Source organism: Micromonospora sp. DT68, from assembly GCF_049847245.1.
GTDB lineage: Bacteria > Actinomycetota > Actinomycetes > Mycobacteriales > Micromonosporaceae > Micromonospora > Micromonospora profundi.
The window spans coordinates 59,217-76,242 of sequence record NZ_JBNCNZ010000012.1; the positions used below are offsets into that span (position 1 = coordinate 59,217).

The 17,026-nt window shown below is 72.8% G+C and carries 17 protein-coding genes and 1 tRNA gene; 7 read left to right on the forward strand and 11 right to left on the reverse strand.

Going from position 1 to position 17,026, the window contains the following annotated elements:
- Window positions 1-131: 131 nt before the first annotated feature.
- Together ACPXB1_RS21290 and ACPXB1_RS21295 are read left to right on the forward strand one after the other, a co-directional pair.
- Entirely contained in the window at window positions 132-953 is an 822-nt protein-coding gene (locus tag ACPXB1_RS21290) for an SURF1 family cytochrome oxidase biogenesis protein (RefSeq protein WP_355593932.1), read from the forward strand.
- A 104-nt stretch (window positions 954-1,057) separates the two neighbouring features.
- A complete protein-coding gene (locus ACPXB1_RS21295) occupies window positions 1,058-1,864 on the forward strand; it encodes a hypothetical protein (RefSeq protein ID WP_355593930.1) in 807 nt (268 codons plus the stop codon).
- A 102-nt stretch (window positions 1,865-1,966) separates the two neighbouring features.
- Here ACPXB1_RS21295 and ACPXB1_RS21300 read toward each other — a convergent pair whose 3' ends face one another.
- From ACPXB1_RS21300 to ACPXB1_RS21320, 5 genes are all read right to left on the reverse strand, one after another.
- Window positions 1,967-3,559 (reverse strand): ATP-dependent DNA ligase, encoded by a 1,593-nt coding sequence (locus ACPXB1_RS21300; RefSeq protein WP_355593928.1) that lies wholly within the window; start codon window positions 3,557-3,559, stop codon window positions 1,967-1,969.
- A 90-nt stretch (window positions 3,560-3,649) separates the two neighbouring features.
- Window positions 3,650-3,856, reverse strand: a complete 207-nt coding sequence (locus tag ACPXB1_RS21305; protein ID WP_030333429.1) for a hypothetical protein — start codon at window positions 3,854-3,856, stop codon at window positions 3,650-3,652.
- A gap of 77 nt (window positions 3,857-3,933) precedes the next feature.
- A complete protein-coding gene (locus ACPXB1_RS21310; RefSeq protein WP_355594016.1) occupies window positions 3,934-5,286 on the reverse strand; it encodes a dipeptidase in 1,353 nt (450 codons plus the stop codon).
- A 36-nt stretch (window positions 5,287-5,322) separates the two neighbouring features.
- Window positions 5,323-6,462, reverse strand: coding sequence for a M48 family metallopeptidase (locus ACPXB1_RS21315; RefSeq protein ID WP_355593926.1), 1,140 nt, complete (start codon window positions 6,460-6,462; stop codon window positions 5,323-5,325).
- A 95-nt stretch (window positions 6,463-6,557) separates the two neighbouring features.
- On the reverse strand, window positions 6,558-7,265 hold the full coding sequence (locus tag ACPXB1_RS21320) for a uridine kinase family protein (protein WP_425735708.1): 708 nt from the start codon (window positions 7,263-7,265) through the stop codon (window positions 6,558-6,560).
- Window positions 7,266-7,562: 297 nt separating this feature from the next.
- Between ACPXB1_RS21320 and ACPXB1_RS21325 the strand changes: the two genes are divergently transcribed.
- Entirely contained in the window at window positions 7,563-7,964 is a 402-nt protein-coding gene (locus ACPXB1_RS21325) for a rhodanese-like domain-containing protein (protein ID WP_053653131.1), read from the forward strand.
- A gap of 132 nt (window positions 7,965-8,096) precedes the next feature.
- Here ACPXB1_RS21325 and ACPXB1_RS21330 read toward each other — a convergent pair whose 3' ends face one another.
- The 3 genes from ACPXB1_RS21330 to ACPXB1_RS21340 all read right to left on the reverse strand — a co-directional run bounded on the left by ACPXB1_RS21330 (window position 8,097) and on the right by ACPXB1_RS21340 (window position 11,784).
- Window positions 8,097-9,638 carry a cobyric acid synthase gene (locus ACPXB1_RS21330; protein ID WP_425735709.1) on the reverse strand — a complete coding sequence of 514 codons (1,542 nt, stop codon included), beginning with the start codon at window positions 9,636-9,638 and terminating at the stop codon, window positions 8,097-8,099.
- Complete coding sequence (locus ACPXB1_RS21335) at window positions 9,635-10,699, reverse strand: cobalamin biosynthesis protein (RefSeq protein WP_355630372.1); 1,065 nt, start codon at window positions 10,697-10,699, stop codon at window positions 9,635-9,637. Before ACPXB1_RS21335 ends, ACPXB1_RS21330 begins: the two co-directional genes overlap by 4 nt.
- Window positions 10,700-10,941: 242 nt before the next feature.
- The gene (locus tag ACPXB1_RS21340; RefSeq protein WP_355593919.1) at window positions 10,942-11,784 is read right to left on the reverse strand and encodes a single-stranded DNA-binding protein; all 843 of its coding nucleotides are present in this window, start codon (window positions 11,782-11,784) and stop codon (window positions 10,942-10,944) included.
- Between the two features lie 345 nt (window positions 11,785-12,129).
- On the opposite strand from ACPXB1_RS21340, the gene ACPXB1_RS21345 reads away from it, so the two are divergent.
- Both ACPXB1_RS21345 and ACPXB1_RS21350 read left to right on the forward strand, forming a co-directional pair.
- The gene (locus ACPXB1_RS21345; RefSeq protein ID WP_355593917.1) at window positions 12,130-12,567 is read left to right on the forward strand and encodes an HPF/RaiA family ribosome-associated protein; all 438 of its coding nucleotides are present in this window, start codon (window positions 12,130-12,132) and stop codon (window positions 12,565-12,567) included.
- Window positions 12,568-12,707: 140 nt separating this feature from the next.
- Window positions 12,708-13,760, forward strand: a complete 1,053-nt coding sequence (locus tag ACPXB1_RS21350; RefSeq protein WP_355593915.1) for an alpha/beta hydrolase — start codon at window positions 12,708-12,710, stop codon at window positions 13,758-13,760.
- A gap of 23 nt (window positions 13,761-13,783) precedes the next feature.
- Here the strand turns inward: ACPXB1_RS21350 and ACPXB1_RS21355 are convergent, their stop codons facing one another.
- Window positions 13,784-14,491 (reverse strand): hypothetical protein, encoded by a 708-nt coding sequence (locus ACPXB1_RS21355; RefSeq protein WP_053653133.1) that lies wholly within the window; start codon window positions 14,489-14,491, stop codon window positions 13,784-13,786.
- A gap of 158 nt (window positions 14,492-14,649) precedes the next feature.
- Here ACPXB1_RS21355 and ACPXB1_RS21360 point away from each other — a divergent pair.
- A tRNA-Arg gene (locus tag ACPXB1_RS21360) sits at window positions 14,650-14,722 on the forward strand.
- Window positions 14,723-14,797: 75 nt separating this feature from the next.
- Here the strand turns inward: ACPXB1_RS21360 and ACPXB1_RS21365 are convergent.
- Window positions 14,798-15,325 carry a cupin domain-containing protein gene (locus ACPXB1_RS21365; RefSeq protein ID WP_425735710.1) on the reverse strand — a complete coding sequence of 176 codons (528 nt, stop codon included), beginning with the start codon at window positions 15,323-15,325 and terminating at the stop codon, window positions 14,798-14,800.
- A 124-nt stretch (window positions 15,326-15,449) separates the two neighbouring features.
- Here ACPXB1_RS21365 and ACPXB1_RS21370 point away from each other — a divergent pair, with 124 nt between their 5' ends.
- Complete coding sequence (locus ACPXB1_RS21370) at window positions 15,450-16,316, forward strand: alpha/beta fold hydrolase (RefSeq protein ID WP_082377271.1); 867 nt, start codon at window positions 15,450-15,452, stop codon at window positions 16,314-16,316.
- Window positions 16,317-16,369: 53 nt separating this feature from the next.
- Here the strand turns inward: ACPXB1_RS21370 and ACPXB1_RS21375 are convergent, their stop codons facing one another.
- Window positions 16,370-16,918: a TetR/AcrR family transcriptional regulator gene (locus tag ACPXB1_RS21375; protein WP_053653034.1), complete on the reverse strand. Its 549-nt coding sequence runs from the start codon at window positions 16,916-16,918 to the stop codon at window positions 16,370-16,372.
- Between the last annotated feature and the right edge of the window lie 108 nt (window positions 16,919-17,026).

Here is a 17,026-nt window from a genome sequence, read left to right on the forward strand (position 1 = left end):
CGCGAGCACCCCCGACCCGGGGTGGTCGACGGTCCCCGCCCGCGCTGATCGACGGTCCCTGGCCCGGCCGATCGGCGGTCTCCGGCCCGGTGCAGGTCAGTGGCCCCGGTCATACGGGTAGCCTCGGTGCCGTGTACCGGTTCCTGCTGAGCCCACGCTGGCTGGGCGCCCTCGCGTTGACACTGGTCGCCTCTGCCGTCATGGTCTGGCTGGGCAACTGGCAGCTGGACCGCTACCAGGGGCGCACCGAGGTCAACGAGCGGATCGACGCCGGTCTGCGGATGGCACCGGTGCCTCTGAGCGAGGCGTTCCGCGCTCCCACCGGCGGTCCGGGGACCGCCGGCCCCCCGCCCGCGGAGGACAAGGTCTGGTCCCGGATCACCGCCACCGGCCGGTACGACCCGTCCAACACCATCCTGGTCCGGGGCCGGACGGCCGACAGTCGCGTCGGTTTCGAGGTGCTCACCCCACTGGTGCTCGCCGACGGCACCGCGCTGCTCGTCGACAGGGGCTGGATCCCGCCGGCTCCGGGCGGGGCCACAGCACAGCCGTCGGTGCCCGCCACGCCCACCGGCGACGTGACGGTGGTCGGCCGGGTGCACGAGACCGAGAGCGGCGCCGGCACTGTGGCCCGCCGCAACGGGCTGCTGGAGACCCGCCGCGTCGGCGTGCCCGGGCTCGCCCGCGAACTGCCCTACCCGATCTACGGCGGATACCTGCTGCTGGACGAGCAGACCCCGCCCGCCGACCCGGTGTTCAAGGCGGTGCCGGTGGGGCACGCGAACAACTGGCAGAACTTCGGCTACGTCGTGCAGTGGTGGCTGTTCGCAGTGATGGCCCTCTTCGGCTACGGCTGGGTGGCCCGTCGTGAGGCCCGCCGGGCCGCCGGGATCGACACGACGACCGCCCCGTTGGACCGGGCGGCTGAGCCCACGCCGAGCGCGTCCGCCTGAGCCCGGTGACCGTACCGGCGTCGCAATCGGACGGTCGGGGGAACACGGGGCACCACGGCAGCCGGTAGTCTCCGCCGGGTGATCAATTCGTGCGGGGTGCGCTGATGACCGTGGATCCCGCAGTGCCGCGACCCGAGTCGGAGCCGGCGACGCAGGCACATCCGCCCACCGACCCGTGGGCCGCCGAGCCGCCGACCGCCGCGTTGGCTGCCATGCCGCCGACCGCGCCGTTCCCGGCCACGCCGTTCCCGGCCACGCCGCAACCGGCCGCGCCGTTCCCGGCCGCCGCGATCTTCGGTACGCCGCCGGCCGCCCCGGCACCGACCGCGCAGTTCCCTGCCGCACCGGCGCAGTCGCCCACCTCGCCGGCCATCTCGCCCGCAGCGGCCGCGCCCTTCTCCGCGCCACCCGTGTCGTACTCCGCGCCACCCGCGTCGTACTCCGCGCCGCCGGCCTCCTTCTCCGGGCCGCCAGCCCAGACCCCTGGGGCGTGGCCGGCGGTCGGGCCGTATCCGCCGGTGGCGGCGTACCCGGCCGCGACGGCCGGCTTCGCCGGGCCGGAGGTGGTCGCCGTGCAGATCGCCGAGATCGCGGTGAGCCCGCCGGTCATCCGCACGCCGGCCGGGGTGCTGCCGCTGGCCGGCGCGAGCTGGCACGTGGCCGACTACTGGCAGCGCGAGGAGAAGATCGCCACCTGGGCGCTGGTCTGCGCCATCGTCGGATTCTTCTGCGTGGCCATCTTCAGCCTGCTCTTCCTGCTGGTCAAGGAGACCCGGCACCGCGGCACCGTCCAGGTGACGGTCACCAACGGCGTCCAGCAGTACGTGGCCCGGATCCCGGTGAGCGACCAGGGTCAGGTGCAGCACATCAACAACCAGGTCAACTACGCCCGGTCGCTGTCCAGCCGGTGACCCGGGCCGGCGGCGGCCGGTCAACTGGATCAACCGCCGGTACGACGACGGTGACCAGGCTGGCGACGGCCGGTCGTCAGCGGCCGGCCGGTGCGACGACGGTCAGCCGGTGGAACGGCCGGCGTGGATGGCCCGGACCGCGTCGATGGTGTCCGCCTCGGCGGCGGTCTTGTCGTCGCGGTAACGCACCACCCGGGCGAACCGCAGCGCCATGCCGCCCGGGTAGCGCGAACTCGTCTGCACCCCGTCGAAGGCGATCTCCACCACCTGCTCGGGGCGGACCCGGACCACCCAGTCGCCGTGCTCCACGGCGAGGCCGAGGAACCGCTCGGTCTGCCAGCGCAGCAGCTCGTCGGTGAGCCCCTTGAACGTCTTGCCGAGCATCACGAAGTCGCCGGTGCGGGGGTCGCGGGCACCCAGGTGCAGGTTGGACAGCCAGCCCTCGCGCCGGCCGCTGCCCCACTCGACGGCCACCACCACCAGATCGAGTGTGTGCCGTGGTTTGACCTTGACCCAGGCGGCACCTCGCCGGCCGGCGTCGTACGGCGCGTCCGGCGCCTTGACCACCACGCCCTCCTGGCCGGCGTCGATCGCGGCGGCGAACGCGGCCCCGGCCTGCTCCGGGCCGTCGACCTCCATTCGCCCGACCAGCAGCGACGAGTCGACAGCGCCAGCGAGCGCGGCCCACCGTTCCCGACCGGGCAGGTCGATCAGATCCTGGCCGTCGAGGTGCAGCAGATCGAAGAAGTACGGGGTCAGCACCGTCGCACCGGTGTTGGCCGCCGCGGCGAGCACCGCCGGGGCGACCGGCGTGCCCCCGGTGGTGCTGGGCGTGGTGCGCCGTGCGGCCCTGCTTGAGGTCTGCTGGAACGGCAGTGGGCGGCCCGCATCGTCAAGGCCGATCGCCTCGCCGTCGAGCACCATTTCCCGGCCGGGCAGGGCACGGACGGCAGCCACCACCTCGGGCATCCGGCCGGTGATCTCGTCGAGGCTCCGGGTGAACACCGCGATGTCGGCGCCGGAGCGGTGCACCTGGATGCGGATGCCGTCGAGCTTCACGTCGACCACGGCGGGAGTGCCGGTCGCGGCGAGCGCCTCGTCGACCGAGGGTGCGCTCTGCGCCAGCATCGGCGCGAGCGGTCGGCCGACCCGCAGGCCGAAAGCGGCCAGTTCGGCGGCACCTCCGGCCAGCGCGGCAACCGCCACCGCGCGCAGGTCACCGGCGAGCAGCAGCGCCCGGCGGACCGTCGCGACAGGCACCTCGGCGGCCCGTGCCACAGCGTCGGCCAACAGCCCTGCCTGGGCGCCCTGGCGCAACTCGCCACCGAACAGGGCGGTGAGCAGCCGTTGCTCGTCGGCGGTCGCCGCCGAATAGAGCGCGCCCAGCAACGCCCGGCGGCGGGCCTGCGAACCCGCGCCCTGCACTGCGGCGATCTGCTCGATGGCCGCGTCGACGGCGGCCACTGTCAGCATCGGCTCGGCGGCGGGTGGCGGCAGGTCACGCAGGCTGGCGTAGCCCACGCCGGTCTGCCGCTGCCGCAGCTCACCTGCGAGATATCCGGCGCCCGGCTCCACCTCGGCCGGGTCGAGCCGGCGCAGCGCGTCGGCCAACAACTCCACCTTGGCCCGCCGGCCGCTGGTGGCGCTCACGGCGGCGGAGGTGGCCGCCAGATCGATGAACCGCACGAACCTCATCCTGCCAGCCGCCCACGACACCGCCCGGGTATTGCCGTACCCGGGCGGTGTCGGCAGGGTGCCGCCACCGCTGCCGGCGGTGGCGGCGAATCAGGCGGAGACGGGTTCCTCGATGCGCAGCCCTCGGGCGCGGACCTCGCCGGCGACCCGGGAGAGCACCGAGTCGAGGGCGACCAGGGCGGCGGAGAGCTCACCGAGCTGTTCGTTGAGCGTGTCCTCGGACCACGCGGAGACGTCGACGTCCCCCAGCGCACTGACGGCGGCCCCCAGGCGGGCCATCACCTCGTTCGTACTCATGTTCGAAAGGCTATAACAAACCCGCCCGCGACACGCCGCAAACTCCCAGATCAGACAGGGAGTTACGGTTCCGACACCTATCGCCTGTTCGCACCCGCCACGGCCACCGCACCCAGCAGCAACGCCTCGGCGAGGCAGACCCGCGCGAACTCGCCGAGGTGCAGGCCCTCGTTCGGGCCGTGCGCGCGGGCGTGCGGGTCCTCCACACCGGTCACCAGGATCGCCGCCTGCGGGAACATCTCCTGGAAGGTCGCGATGAACGGGATCGAACCGCCGACGCCGATGTCCACCGGGTCGGTGCCGTCCCAGGCGGCCCGGAACGCCGAGCGGGCGGCGTCGAACATCGGGCCGGAAGCGTCGATCACGCACGGCTCGCCGTCGTGCTCGAACGTCACCGTCACCTGAGCACCCCAGGGCGCGTGCTTCTCCAGGTGGGCGCGCACCGCCGCGTACGCCCGCTTCGGGTCGTCGCCCGGGGCCAGACGGAGGCTGAGCTTTGCCTTCGCTGCCGGCAGCAACGCGTTCGGCGCCTCGCCGGTGGCCGGCGCGTCGATGCCGAGCACGGTCAGGGCCGGCTTGGTCCAGAGCCGGTCGGTGATCCGGCCGGTGCCGATGAGCTGCACACCCTCGGCCAGCCCCGCCTCGGACCGGAACCGGTCCTCCGGGTAGTCGACGACGGCACCTCCGCGGCTGATCAGCCCGTCGACAGCCACGTCACCGGCGTCGTCGTGCAATGTGGCCAGCAGGCGGACCAACGCGGTCAGCGCGTCCGGGACAGCGCCGCCGAACATGCCGCTGTGCACGGCGTGGTCGAGCGTACGGATCTCAACGAAGCAGTTGACGATGCCGCGCAGCGAGGTGGTCAGCGCCGGTACGCCGATGTCCCAGTTCGCGGAGTCGGCGATCACGATGACGTCCGAGGCGATCTCGTCGCGGTACTCGGCCAGCAGCCGCTCCAGCGAGTCGGAACCGTACTCCTCCTCGCCCTCGATGAACAGGACCACGCCGACCGGCAACGCGTCACCGTACGCGCGCAGCGCCGCCACGTGCGCCATGATGCCGGCCTTGTCGTCGGCCGCGCCCCGGCCGTAGAGCCGGCCGTCGCGCTCCACCGGCTCGAACGGGTCGGACTCCCACAGCGACAGGTCGCCGACCGGCTGCACGTCGTGGTGGGCGTACAGCAGCACCGTCGGCGCTCCGGGCGGTGCTGCCCGCCGGCCGATCACCGCGGGCTGGCCGCCGGAGCGCACGATGTCGACGTCCAGGCCGCAGCCGCGCAGCAGATCGGCCACCGCCTCGGCGGAGCGCTCCACGTGCGAGTGGTCGAAGCCGTCGAAAGCGATGCCCGGGATACGGACGAGACGTTCCAGGTCGGCCCGGACGCCGGGCATCTCCCGCTCGACGGCGGCCCGCACCTCGGACTCGGACATGATCGGTGAGGTCATGACCGGAATCGTATGCCGGCCTTACACCGCCGCGCCGCCCGAGCCCGTACCGTCACCGCCACCGCCGGCACCCGCCGTGGCACCGGGCGCGGCCCGACCGGCGCGGTGTGCCCGGCCGGCGGCCTCCGTCGCGGCATCCACCCAGGAGCGGGCTCGACCGGCGGTGCCGCCCACCCACTCGCCGACGTCGCTGGCCCCGTCGCCGAGGCGGCGCAGCAAACCGACGAGCGGATCGGTGGACCTGCTGAATTCCTCCCGGTACGACTCGGCGGCGGCCTTGATCTCCTCCGAGACGCTTGTCGAGGCGTCATCGTCGCGACGTGGGTAGTCCCCGGCCAGCACCCGCCCGTACGCCCCGGAGTCGATCCACTGCCGCAGCTGGGCGGCCCGCGCCACCGGCGCCGGATGGGTGCTCCACGCGGTCATCCGGATCTTGTGCAGGCTGTCCCGCAGATCGCCGCCACCGGCGTACTCGGCGGCCTGCTCCAGGAAGGCGGTGGTGTCGACCTGGGACAGGTCACCGCCACCGGCGAGCTTCATGAGCAGCCGCAGCGCGGCGGCTGGATCCTGCCCGGCGAGCAGCCCCGCCCGGTCGGCGGACAGCTCCGCCTTGCGCCACCACTCCAGCATCGCCGCGATGATCGCCCGCAGCGCGAACGCGCCCACCGGCAGCCAGCTCAGGTTGGCCGCCCACCGGGTCAGGATCATCAGCATCGTCTTGTAGACGGCGTGCCCGCTGCCCACATGCCCCAGCTCGTGGCCGAGCAGGCAGCGCAGCTCGTCCTCGTCGAGCTGCTGCACGCACGCGGAGTTCAGCACGATGAACGGCCGCTCCAGGCCGACCGCCTCGGCGCCCAGCCACGGCGACTGAGTCACGTACAGCTCGGGCAGCTCGGCCACATCGAGCGCCGCCGCAGCCTCGGTGTAGCGCTGCCACACCGCCGGGTACTGCCGGTGGTCGACACGGATGCCGGAGGCCAGCACGGAAAGTCGGAACCCGCGCTCGTTCCACATGCCGAAGAACGCCCGCAGCACGTCGTCGAACCCGCGCAGCTCCCGCAGCGCGACAAGGGCGCCCCGGTCCGCCGGATGCTCCCAGGCTCGGGAGCTGATGCCGGTGAGGGTGACCCGGCGTCGTGCGGGTGTGTCCGTTGTCGACATGTGACTCCCGTTCGCCGTTCCCGACCTTCCCCGCATCGTGCCCCAGTCGGTGGCCGGCGTCCACGCCCGGCTGAGCCTTACCGGCTGCACTCGGGTCAGCGCGTCCGCACGTAGTACCTCTCGGCGTCGTACGGCAGCCTCGGCGCACCGTCGACCACCAGGTCGACCCGGTCGGCGGTGCCGTCGGCGGCGAAGTGCGCCCGCTCCCCCGCATGCCAGCGGCGCAGCTCGGGCAGGATCTCCGGTCCGTCCCGGGCGACAGCGCGAGCCAGCCGCGTCGGCGCGGGCGCGGTCACGAACACGGCCACTGTCACCTCGGGCCGGACGACGGCGCGCGCCGCGCTGACGCCCTCCAGGATCAGCACCGGCGCGACCGGCACCGGGACCGGGCGTGGCAGGAACGACCGCCGCACCCAGCTGTAGCGGCGGTACGCCCCGGGCCGTCCCTCCCGCAGCGGAGCCAACACCTGCGCGTCCAGCCGCGGCCAGAAGGTGAGTTGGTCGTCCCAACCGTCGAGCAGGTCGTCGGTGTGCACCACCGGCGGTCGCCCGCCGCCTTCACAGTGGTGCCGAGGCGTGCCTGCCAGGGCGGCAAGGGCGTCCGCGAGGTGCGCCGCGAAACTGCTCTTGCCCGCGCCGCTCGGCCCGTCGACAGCGACAAGCCGGGTCCGCCCCAACCGCGCCGGGCCCGCGAGCACCCGACGGGCCAACTCGGTGTACGCCTCGACGACGGCCACAGTCAACCTACTGTCGGTGCGGTCGGTGGCCTGGTCCACACCACCGAAGTATGCCGTCGTCGCCACAGGTCAACGTGATCGACTCGGTTTCCGTGAGATCGGGGTGTCCTGCCTCCCGGGACACCCCGGTTTCACGGAAGACGAGTGGATCACGCGGCATCGGCGGGGTGCGTTGGCCGCCTGACCCGTCCGGCTGACGCACGCGGTGTCGGGTGCGTTGGCGGGCTGACACGTCCGGCTGACCGCTGCGGCCGGGGGACCGTCACGTCCGGGGGAATTGCGGCGGCGAGGGGTGACGGGCAACCCGTTCGCCACGCGGGCGGGTAGCCCGATCGGCATGATCTGGTGGTGCTCCGAGACGTGATGAGCCCCGGCATTGACGCCCTGCTCGAACAGGCCCGCGCCGGGCTGCACCGATTGACTCCGCAGCAGACCGTCGAGGCGGTCCGCGGCGGCGCGCTGCTTGTCGACACCCGTACCGACACGCAACGACGCGAACAGGGCGACCTGCCCGGTGCCGTCGTCATCGACCGGACGGTGCTGGAATGGCGACTCGACCCGGCCAGCGCCTGGCGCATTCCGGAGGCCACCGGCTACGACCGGGAGATCGTTCTGGTGTGCCGCCAGGGCTACAGCTCCAGCCTGGCCGCCGCCAGCCTGCAGACCCTCGGCCTGCGCCGCGCCACCGACATGATCGGAGGCGTGGACGCCTGGCTCGCCGCCGGTCTGCCCACCACTGATCGCCCCGCCGACATCCGCCCCTGAACTCCCACCAGACGCCGCAACGTCGGCCCGACTGGCGGGGACGGGCAGGCCACCGTCGCCGAAGCCAACCGTCCCCGACGCCGAGCCGCAGCCCAGCCGGGACGGCGGGAGAAGTCGCGGCTGAGTCTCCGGTCAGGTTTGCGGCGGGCCCGGTGGGATGAACGGGAGCCCGGGAGTGGGGCCGTTTTCGATGAGTTTCCAGAGGGCGTCGGTGTCCAGATGCTCCTCGACGAGGTCGCCGAGCAGGTCGAGCGAGCGTTCCCTGGCGGCGGCAAAGCTGGTGACCGGTGAGACACGGAACCCGGTGCGCCCGGCCAGTCGTGCAGCCTCGGTGAGAAACCAGCGACGGAACTCGTCCGACTCGAATGCCCCGTGCCAGTGCGTACCGTGCACCGCGCCGAGCACGGCGCCTTCGCCGACGCCGTCGGCACCGGTCAGCAGCGGGGTCAGGGTCGGGTCGGCGTGTGAGACGTACCCGTGGTGGATCTCGTAGCCGCGCACGGGCAGGCCACCGGGGGCGGTGCCCACCGACTGCCGGACGGTCTTGCGCGGGTCGAAGGTGATCTCGATCGGCAGCAGGCCGAGCCCGGCCACGCTGCCCTGCTGGCTCTCCACCGGGTCGTGGATGGCCCGGCCGAGCATCTGGAAGCCGCCGCAGAGGCCGAGTAGCGGCTTTCCGCTGCTCACGTGGGCGTGGATCGCGTCGGCGAGGCCCGTCTCGCGTAGCCAGGCGAGATCCGCGACCGTCGACTTCGAGCCGGGTAGGACGATCAGGTCTGCGGCGGCCAGCTCGGCCGGTTCGACGGTGAGGCGGACGCGCACGCCCGGCTCGGTGGCCAGCGCCTCCACGTCGGTGGCGTTGCTGACCCGGGGTAGCCGCACGACTGCCACGTCCAACCATTCGGTGCCGTGCGGCGCGGCGGGGCGGCCGAGCACTCTGCCGTAGGCGAGTGAATCCTCCGCGTCGAGCCACAGGTCGAGTGCCCAGGGCAGCACCCCGTACGTGGGGCGGCCGGTAACCTGGCGCAGCATGTCCAGGCCGGGCTGAAGCAGGCCGCGGTCCCCGCGAAACTTGTTGATCACGAAGCCTGCGATCAGCGCCTGGTCGGCGGCGTCGAGTAGCGCCACAGTGCCGAACATCGAGGCGAACACCCCGCCCCGGTCGATGTCGCCGACCACGAGCGTGGGCAGGCTGGCGTGCCGGGCCAAGCCCATGTTCACGTAGTCCCCGCCCCGCAGGTTGATCTCCGCAGGGCTGCCCGCGCCCTCGCAGATCACCACGTCGTACACGTCGCGCAGCTCGGCGAGCGCGGCGTACGCGGTCTCGGCGAGCCGGGGCCGCAACTGACCGAAGGTGCTCGCCGTGATCGTGTCGACCGCCTCGCCGAGCAGCACCACCTGACTGGTCAGATCGCTGCCGGGCTTGAGCAGTACCGGGTTGAAGCGCAGGTCCGGGGCGATCCCGCAGGCCGCTGCCTGCATGGCCTGGGCGCGACCGATCTCGCCGCCGCGCCCGTCCGGCCCGACGACGACTGCCGAGTTGTTCGACATGTTCTGCGCCTTGAACGGCGCCACCTTGACGCCTCGGCGGTGCAGCCACCGGCAGATGCCTGCGGTGACCACGCTCTTGCCGGCGTCGGAGGTGGTGCCGGCGACCAGGAGGCCGCCGCTCACCGCCCGCTCCCCTGCCCTGCCACGACAGCCCGCGACCTGCTCTGGCCGATCGCGCCACCCAGCCCACGCCCGCCGACCGCTGCGTGCAGCGCGCGCCGACCCACGGCCTTTACCAGGCGGCCGACGGTCACCGGGTACGCGGCTGCCAGTCCGAGGGCGGCCAGGCCGACGGCGCCGGAGATGCGGGCGGCCCGCTTGAGGTGGCGTGCTTCGGGGCGCGGGCCGTCACCCAGGAACGGGCGTACCTCGGAGCGCCCGAAGTAGACGTTGCGGCCACCGAGGCGGACGCCGAGCGCGCCGGCCATCGCCGCCTCGCACTGGCCGGCGTTGGGGCTCGGATGGTCGTTGCGGTCGCGCCGCCACACGTGCCAGGCCCGCTCGCGGTCACCGTGTGCTACCGGGGCGACAGCGACAGTGAGCAGCCCGGTCAGCCGGGACGGCACCAGGTTGAGCAGGTCGTCCAGTCGAGCGGCCGGGGTGCCGAACCGCGCGTACCGCTGCGACCGGTGCCCGACCATGGCGTCGAGGGTGTTCGCCGCGCGGTAGCCCAGGAGGCCTGGTAGGCCGGCAACCGCACCCCACACCAGCGGGGCGACCACCGCGTCGGAGGTGTTCTCCGCTACGGACTCGACGGTGGCCCGGGCCAGCTCGGACTCCTCCAGCGTCGACGGGTCGCGGCCGCAGAGGTTACCGAGGCGCTGCCGAGCGGCGGGCAGGTCGCCGTCGCGCAGTGTTCGACCCATGACAGAGGCTTCGTGCCGCAGGGTACGGCCGCCCAGCACGGTCCACGTTCCGGCGGCGACGAGTGCCGCGCGGGCCACCGGCCGGTGCCGGGTGGCAGCCGCAGCAACCGCGCCGAGCACCACTGGCCCGCCGACGGCGAGCGCGGTGAACGCCGCCCCGGCTGTCCGGTCCGGTCGGTAGAGGCGGCGCTCCAACGCGCCGGCGGCCCGCCCGAAGCCGGCCACCGGGTGCCACCGGCGGGGGTCCCCGAGCAGCCTGTCCAGGGCGTACCCGGCCAGCAGCCCCACCGCGTCAGCAACCGGCGCTGTCCGTCGCACGCGTACCACCTCCGGCCAGCCAGCCTAGACGAGCACCTCATGAGCCGACCCGCGTCCGCAGCGCTCCACCAGCCCGGCGGTGCCGCTGCCGACACGCGGGGTGACGACGCCAGTCGCATCGCCACCCCGCCCCCGTCGTGCCGTACCGGTGCTGCCGCCGTTCCCTCGCCGTGTCCGCGCCGTGTCCGCGCCGTGGTGAGCGACAAGCAGCAGTGCCGGTGGGGGAACCACGAGCCGAACGGTCACGCCGGCTGCGGAACCCGCCCTCGGCCACGCCGCCCCCGACCGGACGGCGCGGCGTCCGGCCGACCCTCGTCGGGTACGGGTGCCAACTCGTCGTCGGGGTCGCCCTGCGGGTCGCCGTCGCCGGGAGGAGTCAGTTCGTCGTCGTCGAGGGCGGCAGGAATGTCGGCCACGCCGCCCCGTCCGCCGCCGACGCCACCCGCGACGCCGCCCTGGCCGATGACGGCCCTGTCCTCGCCGAGAGAAACGCCGCCGTCCAGCGGGCCGTCGTCCGGGCCATCGTCCGGGCCGTCGTCGAGCGGGTCGTGGTCGACAGGGCTGGCCCGCAGCGAGCCGAAGTCGGACAGCTCGAAGTCGTCGTCCAGCTCGCGGCCGTCGGGCAGCACTGGCACCTGGCCGGCCGGCACCGGCTCGGTGGGCTCGCCGTGCACCCGGCTCTCGGCCTCCGCGTCCTCGACAGTGCTTGTCGCTAGTGTCGGCCGGTTACGCAGGAAGCGGGCCCGGCCACGGGACAGGTCGTGGCCGACGGCTACCGCCTCCAGCTCGTAGACGGTGCGGTGGTTGCCGGCGTCGTCGGTCCAGTCGCGGGTGTAGAGGCGGCCACAGACCACCACCGGATCGCCGACCATCACCGAGGCTGCCACGCCTTCGGCGAGCTTGCGCCAGCAGTTCACGCGTACCCGCAGCGAGTTGCCGTCGACCCAGCGGCCGCTGTCGCGGTCGAGCCGGCGGGCCGTGGAGGCGACCTTGAAGTTGGCCACCAGGGTGTTGCTCTGGGTGGTGCGTCGCCACTCGGGTGCGGTAAGCACGTTGCCGACGATCGTGACGTAGGTATCGAACATCGTCCCTCCAGGGGATCGGGGTCTGCCAGCGCGAGTCGACTCGGCCCTCAGCCTGGGCGGCGCCGGCGTGGGTCGCCAGCGCCCCACCCCCGACCTGTGGACAACGGGACCTCCTGTGGATAACGCCCTGATCAAGCCCTCGCGTGCTACGGCCGAAGCCGCCTGCCGCGCCGCCGATCACGTCCCCGGCACCGCCGACGGTGCTCGGCACGGTCCCGGCGGTTCCGGGGCCGACCGAGTGGGTATGGATTTGATCAACGCACCACCGACAGCTCCACGTCGACGAGAGGTCAGCGTCATGATGATCACTACTTTCGGCTTCGCGACCGTTTCCGAGGTGCGGCGATGAGCGCCGTGGCGAACCCGGCCACCGTGGCGGAGTGCCTGCGGGTCGGCGCCGGGTTCTCGCAGGGCGACCGCAACTGGATCGCCGAGCAGTTCGCCACCCTCGACGCCCGGCTGGCCAGCTTCCACGCCGACGCCACCGAGCTTGAGGTGTCGGTGAAGGATCGGGAGGCCCGGGGTCAGAAGGTCACCCTGGAGTGCTGGATCGCCGGCCGCCAGAAGATCGTCACCACCTCCAGCGAGGAAGACCTGCACGCCGCGCTCAACGACGTCCGCGACGACCTGCGGCGGCGACTCAACGACGCCAAGACCCGCCAGGAGCCGCGGCACAACAAGCACCTGCGCGACGTCAGCCCGCCGCAGGGCCCAGTCGACACCGAGGAGCCGGACGCGCTGCCCGCCGCCGACCCGAGCCGCGCCGACGCCGAGACGGCCTGAGCGCGTACCCGCTGTGTCCCGGCCGGCAGGCACTGCCGGTCGGGGCCGGCGGGCCTGCCGGCCGCGGTTCGAGAGCCGGAGAGTGGGCCCGGCGGCGTCGGGGCTACCAACGGGTAGCTGGTCGGCGTAGCGTCGGTTTCGTGGAACCGGACGTGTTGGGGCCGCCCTACGAGCGGCAGACGATCGACCTGGGCGTCGACGATGAGGGTCCTGTCGTCGCGACACTTGTCCGCCGGCGGGCGGAGCGCCCCACCGGGCGGGCGGTGCTCTACGTTCACGGCTTCGTCGACTACTTCTTCCAGACCCACCTGGCCGACTTCTTCGCCGAACGTGGCTGGGATTTCTACGCCCTCGACCTGCGCAAATACGGCCGCAGCCTGCTCGCGCACCAGACCCCCAACTTCTGCCAGGACGTCAGCGACTACTTCTCCGAGCTGGACGCCGCCGCCGAGATCATCCGCTCCGACGACGGGCACGACACCCTGCTCGCGATGGGCCACTCCACCGGCGGCCTGGTCCTGTCGCTCTGGGCGGACGCCCGCCGCGACGCCGGCACCATCGACGGCCTGGTCCTCAACAGCCCTTTCTTCGACTTCAACGCCCCCTGGGCGCTGCGCCGACCCATCGCGGCCGCCGCGGCCCGGCTGGGCCGCAGGGCGCCGCACCGCATCGTGCCGCTCGGGCTCGGCACTGTGTACGGCGAGAGCCTGCACGCCGACCATCGTGGCGAGTGGACGTACGACCTGGCGTGGAAGCCGCTCGCCGGGTTCCCGGTCCGGGCCGGCTGGCTGAACGCGATCCGTACCGGCCAACGCCGGCTGCGCGCCGGGCTGAACATCCAGGTGCCGGTGCTGGTGGCCTGCTCGACCCGCTCCTTCCGGAGCACCAAATGGCACGAGAACGCGACACTTGCCGACACGGTGCTGGACGTCGAGCACATGGTCCGGTACGCGCCCCGCCTCGGCCGGCACGTCACCCTGGCGCGCTTCGACGGAGGGCTGCACGACCTCACGCTCTCCGGCCCGGCCGTACGCGGACAGGTCCTGGACGAGGTCGGACGGTGGGCCGAGGCGTTCCTGGCCGCCGGTCCCACCGCCCCGGCCGAACCAGCCCTGACCGATCCAGCCCCGGCCGAACCAGCCCTGACCGACCCCTCCACGGCCGAACGGACCGGGGCGACGGCCAGCGACTGACCACCCGACGACAGGACGACAGCTCAGGCGTCGCCGGGCGTGGCCGGAAGGACTGCCCGGATCCGGTCGAAGGTCGCCACCGGATGCCCGTCGACACCGGGCAGGACCAGGCCGAGGCAGTACAGCGACACCTCACCGGCGGCGTCGGCGTGCACGGTGAAGACCGGCGCGCCGACGTACCCCTGGGGTAGCTCCGTGGTGATCCGCACGGTGTCGCCGTCGCGGACCACCCGCTCGATCGCCACCTCCAGCGGCCGGGAGCCGTCGGCGCGTACCCCATGGGCAAGCACGAACGCGGACCCGGCGGCGGCGGTGCTGCGCTCGACCACCTCGGGCCCGGCGGCGATCCCGGCGGGCACCGGCTGTACCCGCCACCGCCAGCCGCCGTCGCCGGCGCTGCGGTGCAGCCCGGCGGTCGGGAGCACCGCGACGCCGTCGCCCGGGAAGCGCGCCCACCCGGGGGTGATCTCGGCCACCGTGATCGCGTCCGGGGCGACGCCGGCCGGTTCGGTGACGCTCGCCCGCAGGCCCACCTCGCCGCCCGCCGGGCCGACCAGGTCGGCGGCGGTCAGCAGCGACTCCCCCACCGGGTCGTCGGCGGCCTGGAAGAAGAACGCCGTGCCGAAGCGCTGGTCGGCGGCGTCCGATGACCGGTACGGCAGGATGGCGCGGCCGACGACCTGGCACAACTCGTAGGCGACGCCGCTCTCGGCGTCGGGGTCCAGCAACACCAGCCGAGGGTACGGGCCAGCGCCGCGCCCACCGGCGGGAACCCGGATGCCCGATACCTGGCCGCCGTGAGACCCTGCTCGGCGATGTGGACGCGAGCACCCTTTTCCCCGCTGCGAGGCGGGGCGGCGGTACCCTCTTGGCGCGACATCCACGCCACGCGCCCGTAGCTCAGCGGATAGAGCAGGGGACTTCTAATCCCAAGGCCGCAGGTTCGAATCCTGCCGGGCGCACCTCCACCACCGCTGGCCGCCGACTCCACGTGGCCGGTCCGTCGATCACCTCGGCTCCCGCCCTCATGACGGCTGTCAGAGCATCTCGGTGCGGTATTGGGGGGCCAGTTCGGCTGCGCGCCGCCGTCGCTCCGCGATGTCCTCGTCGGTGAGTTGCGGTGGCGGCGCGTCCTTGTCGGCGACTTCGTCGCCGACGCGCAGGAAGAATTCGTCCTGGCCCGCTGGTGTGCACATGCACAGCATGCGGGCGGGTGCGCCGGAGGCGTTGCGGAAATTGTGCGGGGCGTTCGCCGGGATGTTCACTGTCGAGCCGGCCCGGACGGTGTGCTTCTCCCCGCGGAAGGTGAACTCGATCTCCCCTTCGAGGATGGTGAACATCTCCTCGAAGTCGTGCCGGTGCGGCGGCGGCCCACCGCCGTCGGGGACGCGCATGTCGATGAGGCAGTACTGCCCGTTGGTCTGCTTGCCGGTGATCAGCATGGCGTAGTTGCCCCCGGCGAGGGAGATGCAGGTCGTCGCCGGGTCGTCGGGGTTCGCGATGGTCAGCGTCCGGGTCGGGTCGTCGTCCGGGATGGCGGGGGCAGCGCGGTCGAAGCTGGTCATGCCGCATGTCCTTTCTGGCGTGGTGCTTCGCGGTCGGTGCCGACGCCTCCCCTTTCTCCGGGTGGCGGCGGCGTTAAACGGAATATATCGTCCGCATAAGCAAGGGCTCACTGCTGGAGGAAACATGGGCGTGGCGCCCGGCTTCACCCGACGCACGATCACCACAAACGGCACCGAACTCAGCGTCCTGCACGGAGGCCACGGCGAGCCGCTCGTGCTCCTGCACGGTTGGCCGCAGACCGGCGACTGCTGGCTGCCGATCCTGCCCGCGCTCACCGAGGCGGGCTATGCCGTCGTCGTTCCCGACCTGCGTGGTCTCGGCCGCTCAGCGCCGGCCGAGACCGGCTTCGCCAAGGACGACCAGGCCGAAGACGTCCGCGGACTGCTGCGTACCCTCGGATTGGGGCCTGCCGCGCACGTGGCAGGGCACGACGTGGGCGGCATGGTCGCGTTCGCCTGGGCACGCCGACACCCCGATGAGGTACGCAGCCTCACCCTCATGGAACTCGCCGTGCCCGGCCTCGGGCTGGAGCGGGCAATGGACGTCGCCCACGGCGGCCGCTGGCACTTCGGTTTGTTCATGACCCCGCAGGTGCCCGAGTTGCTGCTCGACGGGCACGAGGACGATTTCTTCGACCTCTGGTACGCCCAGCTCGCCGGTGACACCAACCCTCTGGCGGCGCACGAGGTGAGCCGCTACGCCGAGGCGTATCGCGGGAGAGAACGACTGCGGTCGAGCTTCGGCCACTACCGCACGCTGCTCGACGACGGGCGGGCAAATGCGGCCTGGGTCGCCGCCGGCAACCGGCTCACCATGCCGGTCCTGACGGTCGGCGGGGATCAGGCAGTGGGCGACCGGCTCGCCGCCAGCCTGCGCGCCGTGGCACCGCACGCCGACGCGGCGGTCATCGCCGGCAGCGGCCACTTCCTGGCCGAGGAACAACCGGCGCGACTGGCCGGGCGTCTGCTCGCCTTCCTGGCGCAACAATGACAGCCCTGACGCGGCAGTGAGGGCCGGCGGCCTGGCCGCAAGCCAGCCGACGGCTAAGCGCGGACAGCCCTGAGGAACAGGTCGATCTGGCGGCCCGCGACCTCGGGCCAGTCGCCCGCGAAAGGCATCGGCACTGCGATCAGCGAGCCGAAGATGATGACATCGCGGGCCGTCAGATCGGGCCGTAGCGTTCCGTCCGCCGCGCCGAGTTCGACAATCCGACCGACGCCCTCCCACACGAGCCGGTCGAGGCGTCGATACTCGGGATCGGTCGTGATCGGGGCGCCGTGATGCGGCAGGAAGAGCTCGGAACCGTGCCGTACCGTGCCGATCAGGAACTCCCGCACGGCCTCGATGCCCGGAAGCCCGCGCGTGAGCACCTCGTCGAGCATTGTCAGCACCATGCCGATGGAACGGACCTCCAGGGCTACCAGCAGGGCGTCGCGGTCGCGAAAATGACGGTAGAGCGTCCCGACGCCCACGCCGGCCTCCTGCGCGACGGCCGCCATCGGAGCGGTGCTGTCACGCTGCAACGTCCGCAACGCCGCCGCCAGGATCTTCTCCCTGTTGGCGAGGCCGTCGCTGCGGGGAGCGCGACTCACCGTTGGTCCCCGGGACGCGCTGCGGTCATGACCCGAATACTAGGTTCCTCCTCGCCATCGCCCCGGCCGCGAGCCCTCGCACCGGGCCAGCTCCGCCGGTAGGCGCGT

Coding starts and splice junctions, on each gene's coding strand:
- ACPXB1_RS21315 (WP_355593926.1), bottom strand. CDS start 6,462: ATGTCGACAACGGACACACCCGCACGACGCCGGGTCACCCTCACCGGC.
- ACPXB1_RS21305 (WP_030333429.1), bottom strand. CDS start 3,856: ATGAGTACGAACGAGGTGATGGCCCGCCTGGGGGCCGCCGTCAGTGCG.
- ACPXB1_RS21310 (WP_355594016.1), bottom strand. CDS start 5,286: ATGTCCGAGTCCGAGGTGCGGGCCGCCGTCGAGCGGGAGATGCCCGGC.
- ACPXB1_RS21340 (WP_355593919.1), bottom strand. CDS start 11,784: ATGTTCGATACCTACGTCACGATCGTCGGCAACGTGCTTACCGCACCC.
- ACPXB1_RS21300 (WP_355593928.1), bottom strand. CDS start 3,559: ATGAGGTTCGTGCGGTTCATCGATCTGGCGGCCACCTCCGCCGCCGTG.
- ACPXB1_RS21365 (WP_425735710.1), bottom strand. CDS start 15,325: ATGACCAGCTTCGACCGCGCTGCCCCCGCCATCCCGGACGACGACCCG.
- ACPXB1_RS21325 (WP_053653131.1), top strand. CDS start 7,563: ATGAGCCCCGGCATTGACGCCCTGCTCGAACAGGCCCGCGCCGGGCTG.
- ACPXB1_RS21345 (WP_355593917.1), top strand. CDS start 12,130: ATGAGCGCCGTGGCGAACCCGGCCACCGTGGCGGAGTGCCTGCGGGTC.
- ACPXB1_RS21295 (WP_355593930.1), top strand. CDS start 1,058: ATGACCGTGGATCCCGCAGTGCCGCGACCCGAGTCGGAGCCGGCGACG.
- ACPXB1_RS21370 (WP_082377271.1), top strand. CDS start 15,450: ATGGGCGTGGCGCCCGGCTTCACCCGACGCACGATCACCACAAACGGC.